An 18436-nucleotide genomic window follows, 5' to 3' on the forward strand; every position below is an offset into this window, starting at 1 on the left:
CTCTGCCGCTGTTGCGTGTTATCACCAACAGCTCCTAAACGCAAGACTTTAACAATGGTAGTCATGTAGTGTAATTTTCCCAACAGCGTATCCTAATAGATTTCGACGTTGAAACCCGTTGGTCATAAGACACAACGGGGGCATAGGGTAATCATCTCCGCCAAAAATTGGAGCGATCTATTTACGCCCTGCGCCGCTGTTTCAGGCGATGCAATTATACCCTGCGCCGCTGTATCCGGCGATTCAATAAAACCCTCTGCCGCTGTTGCGTGTTATCACCAACAGCTCCTAAACGCAAGACTTTAACAATGGTAGTCATGTAGTGTAATTTTCCCAACAGCGTATCCTAATAGATTTCGACGTTGAAACCCGTTGGTCATAAGACACAACGGGGGCGTAGTGAGATAATCTCCGCCGTAAAATGAAGCTATACTATTACGACCTGCGCAGCTGTTTCAGGCGACACAATTATACCCTGCGCCGCTGTTGCGTGTTATCACCAACAGCTCCTAAACGCAAGCCATTAACAATGGTAGTCATGTAGTGTAATTTTCCCGACAGCGTATCCTAATAGATTTCGACGTTGAAACCCGTTGGTCATAAGACACAACGGGGGCGTAGTGAGATAATCTCCGCCGTAAAATGAAGCTATACTATTACGACCTGCGCAGCTGTTTCAGGCGACACAATTATACCCTGCGCCTCTGTTGCGTGTTATCACCAACAGCTCCTAAACGCAAGACTTTAAAAACTAATCTCTGTAATGCGTTAAAAACCCAAAATCGTCTACCAATGTTTCATAAAACCTGGCGGAGGAATAATAATAATCTTCAGGAAGTTCACATAAACCAGCATCTACCGGGTTGTAATGAATATAATCTACTTTTTGCAAGAAGACGTCCTCTGTAAACAGATCTATACTAAGCGGAGCCCTTTCCCAGATCTGATATTCCCTATCAGAAGCATTTACTCGAAAGGATTCAAGGAAATTAGGATTATTTTTCTGTAATTCAAACTTCAACTGCTGTGCAGTGAATTTTAAAAAACTATGTTGCACCTGCTGTGGTGTAAAGCCATTTATTGCCTGTCATATTAAATGAATATGGTTGCTCATGATCACAAAGCTATTGATGACAACTCTTTGTCCTTTTACAAGGAAACTAAGGCTGTCAATTAAGATATTCTTGTACTGATCATCAGCAAGTAAATGCTTCCACTCTAAAATCGTAGCAGTAAAGAATTGAGGATGGTATTCTGTTTGTATCATTCATCGGCAATACTACAAATTACAAATTTTCATTTACCCGTTGGTCATAAGACACAACGGGGGCATAGGGTAATCATCTCCGCTAAAAATTGGAGCGATGCATTTACGCCCTGCGCCGCTGTTTCAGGCGATGCAATTATACCCTGCGCCGCTGTTGTGTGTTATCACCAACAGCTTCTGAAATCTACACCCCATTAGCCTTCATCGTTGTAACCCGTTGGTCATAAGACACAACGGGGGCGCAGGGTAATTAATCATTATTCAATTATAGGGAGACCCAACTATATTTTCAGCACATCATCACACTTCTCACCACATCCCCACCACCACCTCCCAATTCTTCACCAAAATAGCCACGCCCACAATTGCGGCTGCAATGGCAATGACCAATACCGCACCGGCTGCCAGGTCCTTGATGGCGGCGATGCGCGGGTCATGGTCGCGGGTGTAGAGATCGCAGAGCCGTTCAATAGCGGCATTGAAAGCCTCGGCCATGATCACCAGGCCAACCATAGACAACAGCATGAGGTCATCCATCAGGGGAAAGGGCGTGAAGAGCACGATCAATATAACCACAGCGCCAGCCACTGCATGGATCCTGCCATGGGGTTCTTCCCTCACCAACCTTGCAATGCCCTTGCCTGCATAGCCGAAGCTCCTGATCTGCCTGGCCAGGTAGTTGACCAATCCTGCCATAGAAAAGTTTTAGGTTATATCAATATACAAAAGTTAAGCTACAGCCCTTGAATGGTGTTTGCCAAAGCACCTTCCAAAAACTGTAGCCTAACAAATCGTTCCTTTATCAGGAGGCTACCGCAGGCTGGTTGGTTCCGTACCAGTCCACCTTACGGCTCGCGTACATCACCAGGGCCAGTACCACGAAGAGGCCAATGCTTCCTACCAACAAGGCAGTGTCTTCCAGCCTGATCAATACGAAAATGAAACCATAGAGTAGCCCGAGCACCAGGAAGAAGATTCCCGCCACCCGCCAGGTGCCGAAATGCGATTTAGCATATAGGGTCACCAGTAGTATAGTAGCAACTGCGGCGATCATATAAGCGATATCGAAGAGCAGGAATTCACTGATTGACAGCAGCAGCGTGTAGAAGATCACCAGGGCCAGGCCGATCAACACATACTGCACCGGGTGAACGGGTTTCTTCTGCATCAGTTCAATGATAAAGAACAAGGCGAAGCTGAGGCCGATCACCAGGATGGCGTATTTCACACTGCGATCGGTCTTTGCGTATTGGTCGGCGGGTTGCACCATGGTCACCCCAAACGCGAATTCATCCGCATCCAGTTTGGTTTCATTGATGACCGTGGAAAAAGGCAAGTTGGCCTTATTGAAAGACCAGCTGGCATAGAAACCACTGTCACTCACCTTATGGTCGGATGGCAAAGCGTTGCCATCGAAAGAAGGACTGGGCCAGGCAGACTGCAGGGAATAATTGCTGTTGCCTGACAAAGGGATGAAATGCAGTTGTTCACTGCCCTTCAGGCGCAGGTTGAAACTCACCGGAACTTCCGTACCTACCTGTTCCGGCCTTAGGTCGATGGGTGCAGAAACACCTATTTTGGTAATGAGCCCGGAAGGCAGTCCAGGGGTAAGTTCATATGGTGTATTATTCACTTTAACGACAACCCTGCTCTCAATACCCTTGATATCTGACAGGCCAAGACATATCCGCGCGTCTCTCCAAAGAATAAGTGTTGGATCAACGCCCTTGGGAACATTAATGTTGAACAGTCCCTGCTGGTTGATGTTGGCGTGGTACAAGAGGACCTTGTAAATAGACCTTGCCCTGATCTCGGGGTCTAGTTTACCCTTAACTTCCTGGGTTTCGGGAAGCAGGACAAACTCACGCTCTTCAAAAGATTCCTTGCCCTGTGCATCTTTCAGCCGAACCTGGTAAGGCACGCTGATGAATGGGCCAGAGAGGGACTGTCCGCCAGCCCATTTACTGCTCACCTCTTCGGCTACGGCTTTCTGCCGCTGGTGGCGTTCTTCCACCAGGTTGGCGATGAATACAGTCGGGATCATCAGCGCAAGGATGAGCAATGCCGTGATCAGTCCCTTGACCATGATCTTCTGTGATCCGGTTGTGGGTTGGGTTTCCATTACAGTGGTGTTTGATTGTTGTTCCATATTTAGATCGGGTTTTATTGATGAAGGATGGGAAGGGTTACTGCAGAGGAATCGCTTCACCTGCTGATAGGAAAACAGTAATGCTGCCAGGGCGGAAAGGAAAAGGGCCAGTGCCGCCAACAGGAGGTTCTGTAGCCAGATCGGCTGTTCATACAGTCCTTTGATCAATGGTTCCGGGAATAGCGTAAAGGGAACTGCATACAAAAGGCCGATCAACCCTTTTGCCAATATCAGGCGGTTGAGTTGGTCGGTATATGGTCCTGGCCTCCGGTTGAGTTGCTTCATTAGCCAGGCGATGAAAACAAAGGCCGGACCACTCAGCACCATGGAGCCGATGAAAAAGAGGATGACAAAAGTATATCCCAATGATCCCTCGTGTGACCAAATAGCCAGGTACATGAAGTGGGCGAAGACCGTAGCAGTGACCAGCCACAATCGTGCTGCAAGGGCAAAGGGAAGGTTAAAGATATTTTTCATTAAAAAGCACTTTTAATTTCAAAGTGTAAAGGCAAAAAAATTAATCCAGCGAACGGATCATTTTTTCAAGGGCTTCCAGGTGCAGGCGGAAAGCCTTCTCCCCGGCCTTGGTCACCATGTACGTGGTATTGGTCTTACGGCCGATAAAGCCCTTCTCCACTTTCACATAACCGTTCTCCTCCAATGTCTTCATATGGGTGGCGAGATTGCCATCCGTTACCCCAATGAGCTCTTTCAGCTCATTGAAGCTTACCTCCTCATTCACCATCAGGGCACTCATGATCCCCAGGCGGATGCGGCTGTCGAAGACCTTATTCAATTGTTCGATCGGACTCTTCATATCATTTATTCCGGCAGGTGTGTATTACTTATGCAATACCACCCGCGATCAGTTTCTTTCATATTTTAACCACATGGCCACGCCATAAATAATGTGCATGAAACCAAAGCCAAGTGCCCAGCAATACAGGGAATACTGGGGATAGGCCAGGTTGAAAAGGCCAATAAGCAACTGGGCATAACCGAGAAACCTTACCTCACCAAGGGTAAAGCGACTGCCATTTACCAGGGCCAGGCCATAGAAGATCAGGCTACCCGCAGGGATCACCTCGTAATACTTCAAGGCCATCAGCTTCAGCAAAAATAGGCCGCCAACTGCCATCGGCATCAAAGTGTTCCACATCAGTCTCCTTGCCGATGGCCCCCAAATGGCCACCCCTTCCTTACGACTCCTTGTATAGGTAAAGAGAAAGGCCAATATTGCTGCTGCAGCCAGGACCCCACCTGCAATCACCAGCAACTCGTTTTTCAAACATTCGGGACAGGCATTGGGTGTACCGTAATCATTCCGGTAATAATCCTTCACCTTGCCCCATGCCAGGAAACTTCCCACCGTGGCCGCTACCCCGGCCGCTACCCCACTCCATCCACTCAAACTGATGAAGCGGCTGCTGCGGTCCATGATCCGACGAATATCCTGCAGGGTTTCCAAACCGGTATTTTGGTTCGACATAAAAGCACTTTGTGATTCAAAGTAAATAAGAGAAATCCGGATTTCAAAATATTTTCCCCTTAACACATATGTTAAAGTCCTGTCAACGTTTTAATTGTGTAGTATTTTTGCGCTTCTATGTTTAAACCTTTACCCAATAGCCTAAAAGCCATCGGGGTACTGCTTACCTGTTTGATAACCTTATCCGTTTATTCGCAAAGCAGAACCATCCGGGGATACGTGAAAGATAAACTCAGTGACGAGAGGATCCCTTTTGCTTCGGTTCGTTTTATCCAATCACAAAACGGCCGGTTGACGGATAGCGCCGGTAATTTCAGCTTCAGGTTTGACCAGTGGCCAATGGACACACTGGAGATCACCTATGTAGGCTACCAGGACCTCAAAATACCCATCACCCCGGAACTCATCGCCCGCCTGGGCAAAAATGATGGCCAACTGCTGGAACTGGTGGCGCAGATGGAAAGGGGAAAGATCACCTCGGAAGTGGTCGTGAAACGGAAGATCGACCGGGGTTACCTCATGTGGAAGCGGATCGTGAAGCGCAAACCCCTGAATGACCGTTACCGCTTTACCAGTTTCCGCTATGAATTGTACAACAAACTGGAACTTGACCTGAACCGGATCAATAAGGACAAGATGAAGGAGTTTGGCCCCCTGAAGCCATTCGGTTTCATCTTTGATAATGTTGACACCACCGAAGGCGCCCCCTTCCTGCCGGTTTACCTGACAGAAACCATTTCGGACTACTATTACCAGAAGTCTCCCTGGCGTACCAGGGAGATCATCAAGGGCGTTATGACCAAGGGCGTGAACAATGAAAGTGTCAGCAAGTTCCTTGGTGGAAGTGAACAGAACATCAACATCTACAACAACTTCATCCCGGTATTCGACAAGCAATTCGTGAGTCCGCTCAGTGATAATGGCGACGCTTATTACAACTACAAAGTACTCGACACCCAATATGTGAGCAACCAGCGGGTGATCCACCTGGTGTTCAGTCCAAAAAGAAAAGGGGAGAACACTTTCGAAGGGGACTGCTGGGTGCATGATCCCACCTGGGCCATCCAGAAAATGACCCTTCACCTCAGCAGGGAAGCGAATATCAATTTTGTTGACAAGCTCAGCCTGATCCAGGAATTCAGCATGATCAATGACAGTACATGGTTCCTGTCGAAGGATAAATTCGTGGTGGACATAGCCCCCATCGGTAAAAGCAGGTTCGGGGTGATCGGCCGGAAAACGGCCACCTATCGCGATGTAAGGGTAAATCAGCAAGATATTCTTGATACCCTTCGATTGAACAAGGTGCAGCAGGAGATCCTCTTTGCGGAAGGAGCCAAGGAAAAGCAGGATGATTACTGGAAAGATTCCAGGCATGAAGAGCTGAGCAAGAATGAAAAAGCGATCTATAGCATGATCGACACCTTGCAGAAGATGCCCCTGTTCAAGAGGTATGTGAACACCATCAACTTTGTAGCCACAGGATATAAGAACGTCGGCAATTTCGAGATAGGCCCCTGGTACAACTGGATGACCGCCAACCTATGGGAAGGCTTCCGTATGCGTTTTGACCTGGGTACCAATCCCAGTTTCCACAAGAACCTTTACCTCCATGGTTACCTTGCTTATGGCTTCGGTGACAAGGCATTCAAATACAAACTGGAAGGAAAATACCTGTTGAGCAGGCATCCCAGAAGCTATATCCATGCGAGTTACACCAAGGACCTGGATAATGGCCAGACCTATTATGATGAGATCAGTACGGATAACATTTTCGCCCTGGCCATTCGTAAGCCCAATATCCCCATCAAGTTCATGCAGCTGGAAGAGGCCAAGGTAGAATACTTCAAGGAATGGCCGGTTGGTCTATCTGCAGCTATAACGGGCTTGCATAGACGATACAATCCACTGCTGAACCTGCCTCCCAAATCATTGTATACCGACGGCGAAAAAGGGGAAGCATTGACCAACTTCGAACTTGGACTTACCCTTCGCTTTGCCTACCTCGAAAAATTCTTTGAGACCAACTTTAACAGGTATAGCCTGGGTAGTCCCTACCCGATCATTGAAATGCGCTATTCCAAGGGTATCCCTGGTATATTCAATAGCAACTACGACTACCATAAGATCAATGTGAGCATTTCAGATTACATGAAGATTGCCCCATATGGCAGCATCTATTACAATGTATTTGGTGGAAAGGTATTTGGTACCCTACCCTATATGCTCCTGAATGTATTGCCCGGCAACGAGATCTACTATTACAACAAGTATGCCTTCAACCTGATGCAGCGATTCGAGTATATAGGTGACCGTTATATCGGCTTCAATTTCGAACACAATATTGGCAACGGTCTGTTCCGCTTCATCCCCCTCACCAGGAAGTTGAAGTTCCGCCAGTTCTGGAGTGCCAAGGGGATCACCACCGGCATCACCCCCGAGAACAAGGAACTCAATTTCAACAACCCCTACAACACCTTCCAGGACCTGGATGGGAAACTCTACCTGGAGTTGGGAACCGGCGTGGACAATATCTTCAAGGTATTCCGGATCGACCTGGTATGGCGCGTCCTACCCACTCCCCTGCCCCCTCAATCGGTATCGCGCTTTGGGGTCTTTGGCAGCTTCCGACTGGCGTTCTGACCGGGTTTCCCGGGTAACACTGCGTAGTACCAAAACAGTTCTACAAGTATCACTGATTGTTGTATCTACAGTTGACGGGAATTCATGATAGGTTTCCAGAAAATGCTTATCTTCTGTTTTCAAACAACACAGGATGGCAGAGAAACTTATCATGGCCCTTGACCAGGGAACAACCAGTTCAAGGGCGATCCTTTTTGATAAAGACGGTCAGATCTTACACGTTGCGCAAAAGGAATTCACCCAATTGTATCCCCATGCCGGATGGGTGGAACATGATGCAGAAGAAATATGGGCATCCCAGTTTGCGGTGATGGCCGAAGCCATGGCGAAAGCCGCGATTACCACCAGCGATATTGCAGCCATAGGCATTACCAACCAGCGGGAAACCACCGTGGTATGGGACCGCGCTACTTCCCGACCTATCTATAACGCCATTGTATGGCAAGACAGGAGAACAGCAGCCTACTGTGACCAATTGAAATCCGATGGCTATCAACAAATGATCCAGGAGAAGACAGGACTGGTGATCGACTCCTATTTTTCCGCTACCAAACTCAAATGGATCCTCGACAATATTCCGGGTGCCAGGGAAAAAGCCGTTAAGGGCGAGCTGGCATTTGGAACAATAGATTCCTGGCTCAGTTGGAAGCTCACCAACGGGAAGGTGCATGTTACAGATGTGTCCAATGCCTCCCGCACCATGCTCATGAATATCCATAGTTGCGAATGGGACGAAGAGTTGCTGAAACTATTTGATATTCCCGCATCCCTCTTGCCAGATATCATCCAGAGCAGCCGCATCTATGCCGTAAGCGAAAGCGTGGTAAAGAATGCCAATATCCCCCTGGCCGGAATTGCAGGCGACCAACAGGCAGCGCTCTTTGGCCAGCAATGCACTTCACCCGGGATGGTGAAGAACACCTATGGCACCGGATGCTTCATGTTGATGCATACCGGCGAGAAAGCCGTGTTATCAAAAAACAATTTATTGACAACAGTGGCCTGGAAGCTCAACAACAAAGTTGAATATGCTGTAGAGGGAAGCATTTTCATTGGCGGTGCTGTAGTGCAATGGCTGCGCGATGAACTGCACCTGATCAGGTCTGCAGCAGATATAGAAGATATCGCCTCAAGGGTACAGGATACCAATGGTGTTTATATTGTGCCGGCCTTTGCGGGACTGGGAGCACCTTACTGGAATCAACATGCAAGGGGTTCCGTCTTTGGATTGACCAGGGGCACCAATAAATCACATATTGCCAGGGCAAGCCTGGAGAGCATCGCCTACCAGGTAATGGACGTGCTGAAGGCAATGGAATCAGATGCTGGCATTACCATCAAGGAACTCAGGGTGGATGGTGGGGCAACCATCAACAACCTGCTCATGCAATTCCAGAGTGATGTGTTGCAGGTGCCGGTCATCAGGCCCAAAGTGTATGAAACAACGGCCCTGGGTGCAGCTTACCTGGCAGGTCTCGGCGTTGGCTATTGGGAAAGCGTGGCAGACATCCAGCGCCAATGGCATGCCGACAAACAATTCAATCCCGAAAGGCCTGCCGAAGCAATCAATGGACTGATCAAGGGCTGGCAACGCGCGATCAGGGCCAGTATCGCCTGGGCCAATGAATCCTGATCCTGCGGATCATTCATTCGGCTAATCAACTATAGTTTTCCATCCAATTCATCTATCCAATTCATCCCAAAATTTCCAGCCTACCATGTTCCGTCCTGCCATGATCGACAAGTTGAAAGCCACCAGGGAATTTGATGTTTGTATCATTGGCGGTGGTGCAACAGGACTGGGCATTGCCATAGATGCCGCTTCCAGGGGATTTACCACGGTCCTGCTGGAAGGACATGATTTTGCCAAAGCCACTTCATCGCGTTCCACCAAACTGGTGCATGGCGGTGTTCGCTACCTGCAGCAGGGAAATGTAAAGCTCGTGATGGAAGCATTGAAGGAAAGGGGGTTACTGAGAAAGAATGCACCCCACCTGGTGAAGAACCAGTCCTTCATCCTTCCCAATTACAAATGGTGGGAAGGGCCCTATTATGGTATAGGCCTGAAAATCTATGATTGGATGGCAGGCAAACTTGGACTGGGTCCATCAGAATTCCTATCAAAGGAAGAGACCCTGGAAAAGGTGCCCACACTTGACCCGGAAGGATTAAAGAGCGGGGTGCTTTACCATGATGGCCAATTCGATGATGCCCGCCTGGCCATCAACCTGGCGCAATCAGCAGCAGAACATGGAGCGGTGGTGTTGAACTATTTCAGGGTAGATGAATTGATCAAGGCCAACAACAAAACTGTAGGGGTTCATGCCACCGACACAATCACGGGCGATGGCTATGAAATAAGGTCCAAGGTCACCATCAATGCCACCGGAATCTTTACCGATACCATCAGGCATTTGGATGAAAGCAATAAAGCACCCGTACTATCGCTCAGCCAGGGCACACATTTGGTGGTTGAGAAGACCTTCCTGCCCGGCGATACTGCCATCCTGATCCCGGAGACCTCCGATGGCAGGGTACTCTTTGCCGTTCCCTGGCACAACAAGCTCATCATTGGAACAACAGATATACCGGTTTCCCAACCTGCGATTGAACCCATCCCACAGGACGAGGAGATCCATTTTATCCTCCAAAATATCAGCCGTTACCTGGCAAAGGACCCAACCGTAAAGGATGTCAAAAGTGTGTTTTCCGGACTGCGACCACTGGTAAAAGGATCGGCAGCCAGTACTGCTGCCTTATCGAGGGACCACTATATTGAAGTGAGCCAAAGCGGGTTGGTGAGTATCACCGGTGGTAAATGGACCACCTACCGAAAGATGGCGGAAGACGTGCTGCGGGTATGCATCTCACAATTAGGCCTAAACGAAAAACCCTGCATCACGGAAAACCTTGCCATCCATGGGGCACAGCCTACTGATAGGTTTGACACCAATGATTATTATTACGGTACCGATGCCGCACTGATCAGGGACCTCGAAGCCACAGCGCCTGCATCGGCCTATCCCATTCATCCCAACTTGCCCTATACGGTAAGCCAGATCGTTTGGGCGGTCCGGAATGAGATGTGTATGACTGTAGATGATGCCCTTTCCCGCCGTACGCGTGCTTTGCTGCTGGATGCACGTGCCGCTATGGAAGCAGCACCCCTGGTAGCCGCCATCATGGCCAGGGAAATGGGAAAAGATGAACAATGGCAGACCCAACAGGTCGATGCCTTTAGCAGTATTGCCAGACATTACTTACCACCTTTATAAAATGAATCAACGCTTATGAGTCCATTATTGGGAGAGTTCTTAGGTTCTGCTATCCTCATCCTTTTTGGTGATGGGGTGGTAGCCAATGTATTATTGGATAGGTCCAAAGGCCAGAACAGTGGCTGGATCGTCATTTCGTTTGGCTGGGCCATGGCTGTATTCGTGGCAGTGTTCTGTGTTGCGCCATACAGTGGTGCACACCTGAATCCGGCTGTTACACTCGCATTATCCATGACGGGAAAATTCGGCTGGGACCAGTTGCCCGGGTATTGGCTGGCTCAACTGGCCGGGACTTTCACCGGTGCCATTCTTGTCTGGTTGACCTATCGGGGCCATTTTACCAAAGACCAATCACCCGATCTCAAATTGGGCATCTTTTGCACCAGTCCGGCGATCAGGAATGCACCAGACAATTTCCTTACAGAAGGCATATCAACCTTTGTTTTCATCCTTGCCGTACTATTGATCGTGGCTCCTGATGCAAAACTGGGCGCACTCGATGCTTTACCAGTAGCCCTATTGGTGCTCGCCGTAGGTTTGTCATTAGGCGGTCCAACAGGCTATGCCATCAATCCTGCACGTGACCTTGGCCCAAGGCTGGCGCACCTCCTGCTGCCCATTCCCGGCAAACGCGACAGCGATTGGGGGTATGCCTGGGTACCCATACTCGCACCCATGATTGGCGCTGCCACTGCTGCTTTTGTTTATCAAATCTTACAGAACTGATATGAGAAAAATATTCCTTTTTATGACCATCCTGCTGATGGCCAAATTGGCTACTGCATAGGATCCTGAAGCAAGGCTCAAAGAGATGGGCATCACCTTACCAGCACCATCCAAACCCTTAGCCAACTATGTCAGTGTGGTCAGGACAGGCAACTTATTGTTCCTGGCAGGTAAGGGACCCACCCGCTCCGATGGCAGTAATATCCAGGGTAAAGTGGGAAAGGACCTCAGTATTGAAGAGGGCTATGATGCCGCAAAACTCGTAGCTATCAATCACCTGGCGGTGTTGAAGGATTACCTGGGTGACCTGAAGAAAGTAAAAAGGATCGTGAAAGTGCTGGGCATGGTAAACTGCGAACCCAGCTTTACCGACCAGCCCAAGGTCATGAACGGCTATTCCGATTTCATGGTGGCCATATTCGGGGAGAAAGGTAAACATGCCAGGTCAGCCGTAGGCATGTGCGCCCTGCCCATGAATATTGCCGTTGAAGCGGAAGTGATCGTGGAGGTTGAATAGGCCTTCCCTCAGGGTTTAATACCCATTAGTGCCAGTATGGCCACCAAAGCCCATACCAGGTTCAACACCAGGTTGGGAAAGGCCTTCTTGCAATAAGTATAATAAGCCAGCAGTATACTGCCGATGATATTCACCAACAAATAGACCGGTGAACCGGCATCCAATAACCTGAAGGCATTCAACATATAGGCGATCATTACAGATCCCCCACCCAGCCAGCCAATGATTTCCAATAGCAGTTCTTTCTTCATGAAGCTCTATTAAACAACTAATAATATACACCATAAACTTACTGCAACCAGAAACAAAAAGCCGGACCATCTTCTGCTGGTCCGGCTTTTTCATTCATGAACCATCCATCAATTGTTCTCGAGCAGCCTGGCCAATTGCCTTTCAATATCCTCCTCATCCAATTGCTCAGTGATGTACATACTTACAATATCCTTGTATTCTGTAGTAAGCGCTTCCTTTGGTAAATAGGGGCCTACAATCCCGAGATAAACCTCTTTCCCTTCCCCTTCGATAAACTCCACCTTGTAGGTATAGAACTTTCTCAGTTTCCCTTTATAGAAGTACTCGATCTCTTTCAGGAAACTGATCTTCTCTGGATAATAGTCCTCTTCAGAAAGCATCTCTGAAAGTATGCTCTGCGACAAATGCCTTTGGGACTTATACGCCTGGGGGAATAATGATAACTTGTTTTGTTTCTTCAGTTGATCATATAGCAGTACCCGATAATCATCACTTTTTGCAAGGGACAGCAACCAGGAAGGCTCAACTGGTTTACCTGCCTTCAAAAGGGCAATAACAGCTGTATATTGAACATTGATCTCTTTAGAAGCCGCAAATGCCCTTACCATTCCTGCACTTTTCGGATCTCCCAAACGCAGGAAGAGGTCGCAGATATCACCAACCTGGCTGGGGTAATAGCCTTCTTTTTTCATTTCCGCCTGTTGCCTGGAAACCCAGGCATGTAACTGCGGCACCAATGGTTTGATACCTGTAAGACTTACAATATTGCTGTCAAGCATTTTCACCAATAGACCCGGCATCACCCTAACGAAAAGGGTATCCCTGGCATAGGTTTTCAAACCCGGCGCCAACTGCTTCAGCAGATCAGTTGAATCAGCAATTGAATTGTAGAAACTCCATGGCAAGCCCTTTTTGGGCAGGCCGCCATCCATTAATCCGGTCAATAGTTGGTAAGACTCAGCAGTATTCATCTTGGCCAGCAGGGACAAAAGGGGATACTCCAATTCAGGATTCCTTTCCCTGACCTGCCCATAATGTTGCCTGATGAATGAGATGGTAGAAGTATCTGCTACATCAGCAACTTTTTCCACCACCTTATCGTGTGTGCAATAAACTTTATCATCGAAATCCGCATAAGGATAAAGCAATGCCTTATGAAGCAGGGGCAGATCATCCTTTGAGAATTTGGCGGTACCTAATGATTCGCTTGCTTCCGTGAAAATAGCAGAATCTGGTACAAGGAGATCATTCAGTAATAGCTGCGCCTTGGAACCAACATAGGTTCCTTTCCCTGCATCATGGATAGGGCGAATGCTTTCGAAAATGCTGCGATAAGCAGGCATCTCCAACACTTCCCTGGGACCATGGGTATACAAAGTGTACAAGGTATCCCCATTGGTAAAGAATCGCATCTTCTTGAGGACGTGGGTCCCTTCCTCGCTCATCAGTATCTCTGCAGCAGACCTGTCCTTCAACTTATGCAGGGTATAATCAAGTAACGTATTGGAGTAACCTGCAAAAGCTTCTGATTGTTCCCTCAGGTAGGCCGTATCCGAATTGGTCCAGTAATATTTCCCTATAATATCCTTATCCAGGTAGAAGGTAAGGGATGCCAAACTATCGTACATGGAATAACGAATCGTTCTACTCTCTTCATCCACTGGCAGCACTGCAAAATCATTGGGCGATCTCAATTGGAAGTTTCCAACCTTGTCTGCTATCTCCCGAAGTTTCGGTGAGGAATAAGGAATGAAATTGATGCTATTGATAAACCTGTCAATATCCTTGTCCAAACCTTTGTTGGGGTAATAGCCTGCTATGACCAGGTATCGCTGGTTGCCCCTGTTGATCACCTTCATCCTGTTCAGGATCTTCTCACCATTATCGCTAATGGAAAACAATGCATCACAGTAAGGATAGCCCTGGAATTTCCCTTGCTGGCTGGATAACAATTCATAGCCATCATTCTTCAATACATTCCCTATGATACTTTCAAAGTAGGTGGAGTCTGCACCTGAATAAAAACCTTGTTTGGACCGGTAAGTATTAATCTGGAAAAAGCTCTGGCTTTTCATATCCAGGCCGGAGAAAGTTTTAACCAGCCACATACTATCACTATCACCCTTCCGCTCGGTCAGTGGTACAGGGGTTTCGATGGTTAGCAGGTCATCTTTTAGCTCAACTTTATTCCAACCCCTGATGGCGGATGGTGCAGGGTTCCTCAACACCTTGAAGGATGTCAGGAACTGCTTAAGCTCTGCCGACTGCAATCCATTCTCCCTGAGTGAGAAAGCGATGGCCATAACCATCCTGTCATTCAATGCCTGTAACCGGACGTGACCAAATCCATCATTGGTCCTGATCTTTAAATACCTTCCACGGTAGGATCCATCGCTGATAACCGAATCCTTTAAAACATCCCCATTCGATTTGAAATTCTCCCGGACACTATTGTATAGGGAATCAGCATCCATGTTATCCAAACCCGGCATCATAACATTCCCGATAAGGAAGACACTCATGCTGAAGAAATCAAAGCTCGCCTTCATGCCATTCACCAAAGGATTGATATTGGTGGAAATGGGGCCGCCTGGCATCCTTACCATTACGATACTATCGGCATCATAGACAGGTTTCCAATTGGTTGTCCGGGGAAAACTTGTATAAGCTTCAGGTGCGATCTTCTTCGATGACAGGACAGGCTCAACCGTAAATCCGCGATTACGCATCAACGTTATCAACCCGGAATCACCCGGCAAATGGGCTGCCCCCACTGCAAAAAAACAAGTCCGGATAGCGGCCAGACTGTCCATCCTTCTGGCCATCTTTACATTACGTTTTACCAGGTTGAAATCATTGACATTCCCACCCATTTCCTTGATATAGGTATCGATATTACCGATCTTCTCTGAAGCATAAAGGGAAATGAACTTTTCCAGTTCTGCTTTCTTCTCAGAATCATCGGACGTTATATCCTTAACTGCGGTGAGGAGGTCTGTACCCCCTTCCAGCCCTAATTGGTCCTCCATATCCTCAATACCACCAACCCATTTGCCCTGCCTGTTGGCCAGGTCATACAGGTAGATATCCACAAACGTGCTCATGTCATCCGGCTTGCTCTGGCGGTATACCCATCCTTCAGAATAATTCCTGACCTCCTTAACAGTGATCTCACCCAGTTTCTTCCTGAAGATCTTTTCCAGCGCAGCTTTATAAGGCTTCAATACCGCTGGTGACAACTTGCTGGTAAGGAGCATATCATCCCCATCCTCACCATTATTGAAAACCCCTTCCATCATTGAGTTGGCCATGGAGGGAATATCCAGTTCTGTAGCCAACCCTTCGCATTGCTCAATACTTTGGTAAACGGAATCACCAAAGAAGAAGAGCCGCCTGTCGGAGAGGTGCATGGTACCATACATGTAGGAAGGCCTGGAAAGCCCCTTACCAGATATACGCCACAATAATGTTGGGGGATATTTTTCCTGGGCTGTTATTAGTCCGGGACAAAGGAAAAAGAGTCCAAGGAAGAGGACAAGGCTACGATACAGCATTTTCATACTCCGGGTTATGCCTGACAAAATAGGGAGAACCCGGTAATTCTAAAAGCCCGCAGGGTGATTATTTTACCTCTTCTTGCAGCACTTCCAGCAGGATGGAACAGGCTTTCCGGATCTCTTTCTTCGAAATGGTCAATGGCGGTGCAATGCGCAGGCAATTGGCCGCGAAGAGAAACCAGTCCGTCAACACCCCTTTCTCAATACAACGATCGATTACCTTTTTATTGGTCTCAAAACTATCAAAGACCACTGCCATCAGCAAGCCCCTGGAGCGGACCGCCTGTATCCTGGGATGCACCAACAGCTGCCTGAACAGCACTTCCTTCTCATTTACGGATGCTACCAATTCTTCATCGAGCAGGTATTCCATTGCCGCTAACCCGGCAGCGCAGCAAACGGGATGTCCACCAAAAGTTGTAATATGGCCAAGCACCGGGTTCTCCGTAAAGGCATCCATGAGTTGTTTACCCGCCACAAAGGCACCAAGGGGCATTCCTCCACCCAATGCCTTCCCCAGCAATACCACATCCGGCACCACCCCAAAATGCTCGAAGCCCCATAATTTTCCAGTACGGCCAAAACCAGTCTGGATCTCGTCCATGATCAGCAAGGTGCCGGTCTCGGTACAGCGTTTACGGATCGCGGTTATCCACTCCCTTAATGGGGCATGTACGCCCCGCTCCGCCTGGATGGTCTCCATGATCACGCAGGCGGTACGCTCTGTTATCCTGTCGATCACAGCCGGATCATTATATTCAAGGTGAAGGATACCCGGCAACAGGGGGCGGTAGGCATTTCGCCAATATTCATCACCAATGATGCTTAGTGCTCCCTGTGTGGAACCGTGGTAGGACTGGTTGAAGGCAATGATCTCCGGCCGGTTGGTCACCCTTTTGGCCAGCTTCATTGCACCTTCCGTGGCCTCGGCTCCTGAGTTGGTGAAATACACGCAGTTGAGGCTTTCGGGCATATGCTTCGCGATCATCCTGGCATACTGTACCTGTGGCGCTTCCACAAATTCCCCATACACCAGGAGATGCAGGTAATCCTCCGATTGTTTACGGATAGCCTTCAGTACCCTGGGATTGCAATGTCCCACATTGCAGACGCTGATACCGGCGATCAGGTCGAGGTATTTCTTCCCATTACGGTCTTCCATCACCGTACCTTTTGCCTTTACGATCTCCAATGCCAGGGGAGCCGGGGAGGTTTGTGCCACATGCCTGAGGAATAACTGTCGCTGGTTCATATTTCCTATCGCCTTAGGCAGCAAAGATAGGCAAAGCGGCATGGAGCAACTATAGCGGCAAAGCCCTAAATTGCCAATCAAATCACCAAGCCATGCCATTGATCCTGCATGTTGAAGGGGTTTATCCCCAGTTCGGAAATGATTGTTTCATCGCCCCCAATGCCACGATCGTTGGCGATGTGATCATGGGTGACCAGTGCAGTATCTGGTTCAACGCGGTGGTACGCGGGGATGTGAACAGCATCAGGATGGGCAACAAGGTGAATGTGCAGGATGGCGCTGTGATCCATGCCACCTACCAGAAAACGCAGGCTATCATTGGCAATAATGTTTCCATCGGCCACAATGCCATCGTACATGGCTGTACCATCCATGATAATGTACTGGTAGGCATGGGATCCATCGTTATGGATAATGCCGTAGTGCACAGCAATACCATTATTGCAGCAGGGGCGGTAGTACTGGAAGGAACGGTCTGTGAAGCGGGCAGCATTTACGCCGGGGTTCCGGCTAAAAAAGTGAAGGATATCTCCGAGGAACTGATCAGCGGGGAGATCAACCGGATCGCCAACAACTATATCCGCTATTCCGGGTGGTTCAAAGACCAGGTAGCAGATAAGGGATAATCCTTCCCTTACCAGACAATAGGGCCCCGGGTAAACATTTAACCTTTTATACGCATGGCCCATCCCTCAACCTAACCATCTGGCATAATTTTTTTATTGATTTGGCGTTATACTTTAAAAAGAACCCTGATGAACTTCAGAAAACTGTCCATTTTGTTCGTTGCCATTGGTTTTGTAACCCTTGCTTCCTGCAGTGCTTCAAAGAAAGGTGGTTGTCCGGCTAACGGAAAAGCTGTAGGCGCAGAAAGGATCTTAGCCGGGGAGAAAGTTCCCAAGGCCAAGAAGTTCAAGGCATGACCCCGGACAGCCCGAGCCCGTAACCCAAATCCTACCATATGTGTCCCCTCATTCACCGCAATGCCGGTTATACCGAAGCAGTAATTGACGAGGATGGCGGCCTTAAACGTTTTTACGAAGTTGCCAACCTGCTGGTCGATGGATTGAAGATCCGCTTCTCCAGCAAACTGGATGATTTCGATTCCCTGATCTGGGACTTCCTATACAAAGGGCATCCGCTCAGCCTGCAATACAATATCTATACTGGAATTGTGCTCTACCCCAAGGAAACAAAGGCGGCCGTTAAGACAGATAATAAAGCTGTGGAAGAAGTAGCCAGCTTTCTGGAATCCCAGTTGATGGTGAATACAGCCAAGCGGTTTATTTCCTGATAGCTACTTAATGTT

At 48.3% G+C, this 18436-nt stretch carries 14 protein-coding genes and 1 pseudogene; 8 read left to right on the forward strand and 7 right to left on the reverse strand.

Annotated elements, in window-relative coordinates:
• Positions 1-1576: 1576 nt before the first annotated feature.
• From KJS94_RS10145 to KJS94_RS10160, 4 genes are all read right to left on the reverse strand, one after another.
• Entirely contained in the window at positions 1577-1963 is a 387-nt protein-coding gene (locus KJS94_RS10145; RefSeq protein WP_214447346.1) for a diacylglycerol kinase family protein, read from the reverse strand.
• Positions 1964-2069: 106 nt separating this feature from the next.
• Positions 2070-3893: a cell envelope integrity protein CreD gene (creD, locus tag KJS94_RS10150; protein WP_214447345.1), complete on the reverse strand. Its 1824-nt coding sequence runs from the start codon at positions 3891-3893 to the stop codon at positions 2070-2072.
• Positions 3894-3933: 40 nt separating this feature from the next.
• Positions 3934-4233 (reverse strand): winged helix-turn-helix domain-containing protein, encoded by a 300-nt coding sequence (locus KJS94_RS10155; protein WP_214447344.1) that lies wholly within the window; start codon positions 4231-4233, stop codon positions 3934-3936.
• 48 nt (positions 4234-4281) lie between these two features.
• The gene (locus KJS94_RS10160) at positions 4282-4905 is read right to left on the reverse strand and encodes a hypothetical protein (RefSeq protein ID WP_214447343.1); all 624 of its coding nucleotides are present in this window, start codon (positions 4903-4905) and stop codon (positions 4282-4284) included.
• Positions 4906-5124: 219 nt separating this feature from the next.
• On the opposite strand from KJS94_RS10160, the gene KJS94_RS10165 reads away from it, so the two are divergent.
• From KJS94_RS10165 to KJS94_RS10185, 5 genes and pseudogenes are all read left to right on the forward strand, one after another.
• The gene (locus KJS94_RS10165; protein ID WP_239804124.1) at positions 5125-7548 is read left to right on the forward strand and encodes a DUF5686 family protein; all 2424 of its coding nucleotides are present in this window, start codon (positions 5125-5127) and stop codon (positions 7546-7548) included.
• A gap of 133 nt (positions 7549-7681) precedes the next feature.
• On the forward strand, positions 7682-9181 hold the full coding sequence (gene glpK, locus KJS94_RS10170; protein WP_214447341.1) for a glycerol kinase GlpK: 1500 nt from the start codon (positions 7682-7684) through the stop codon (positions 9179-9181).
• Positions 9182-9266: 85 nt separating this feature from the next.
• Complete coding sequence (locus tag KJS94_RS10175; RefSeq protein WP_214447340.1) at positions 9267-10823, forward strand: glycerol-3-phosphate dehydrogenase/oxidase; 1557 nt, start codon at positions 9267-9269, stop codon at positions 10821-10823.
• A gap of 15 nt (positions 10824-10838) precedes the next feature.
• The gene (locus KJS94_RS10180; protein WP_214447339.1) at positions 10839-11549 is read left to right on the forward strand and encodes an MIP/aquaporin family protein; all 711 of its coding nucleotides are present in this window, start codon (positions 10839-10841) and stop codon (positions 11547-11549) included.
• Positions 11550-11628: 79 nt separating this feature from the next.
• Positions 11629-12066, forward strand: a pseudogene (locus KJS94_RS10185) (RidA family protein); the annotation flags it as partial.
• Positions 12067-12074: 8 nt separating this feature from the next.
• Here the strand turns inward: KJS94_RS10185 and KJS94_RS10190 are convergent.
• The 3 genes from KJS94_RS10190 to KJS94_RS10200 all read right to left on the reverse strand — a co-directional run bounded on the left by KJS94_RS10190 (position 12075) and on the right by KJS94_RS10200 (position 17127).
• Positions 12075-12317, reverse strand: a complete 243-nt coding sequence (locus KJS94_RS10190) for a CBU_0592 family membrane protein (protein WP_214447337.1) — start codon at positions 12315-12317, stop codon at positions 12075-12077.
• A 108-nt stretch (positions 12318-12425) separates the two neighbouring features.
• Positions 12426-15878 (reverse strand): TraB/GumN family protein, encoded by a 3453-nt coding sequence (locus KJS94_RS10195; RefSeq protein WP_214447336.1) that lies wholly within the window; start codon positions 15876-15878, stop codon positions 12426-12428.
• 61 nt (positions 15879-15939) lie between these two features.
• Positions 15940-17127, reverse strand: a complete 1188-nt coding sequence (locus KJS94_RS10200; protein WP_214447335.1) for an aspartate aminotransferase family protein — start codon at positions 17125-17127, stop codon at positions 15940-15942.
• Positions 17128-17219: 92 nt separating this feature from the next.
• On the opposite strand from KJS94_RS10200, the gene KJS94_RS10205 reads away from it, so the two are divergent.
• The 3 genes from KJS94_RS10205 (at position 17220) to KJS94_RS10215 (ending at position 18421) form a co-directional block, all read left to right on the forward strand.
• On the forward strand, positions 17220-17753 hold the full coding sequence (locus tag KJS94_RS10205) for a gamma carbonic anhydrase family protein (protein WP_214447334.1): 534 nt from the start codon (positions 17220-17222) through the stop codon (positions 17751-17753).
• A gap of 129 nt (positions 17754-17882) precedes the next feature.
• Entirely contained in the window at positions 17883-18050 is a 168-nt protein-coding gene (locus tag KJS94_RS10210) for a hypothetical protein (RefSeq protein ID WP_214447333.1), read from the forward strand.
• 38 nt (positions 18051-18088) lie between these two features.
• The gene (locus tag KJS94_RS10215) at positions 18089-18421 is read left to right on the forward strand and encodes a hypothetical protein (protein WP_214447332.1); all 333 of its coding nucleotides are present in this window, start codon (positions 18089-18091) and stop codon (positions 18419-18421) included.
• Positions 18422-18436: the final 15 nt, after the last annotated feature.

The organism is Flavihumibacter rivuli, assembly GCF_018595685.2.
GTDB classification, from domain to species: Bacteria; Bacteroidota; Bacteroidia; order Chitinophagales; family Chitinophagaceae; genus Flavihumibacter; species Flavihumibacter rivuli.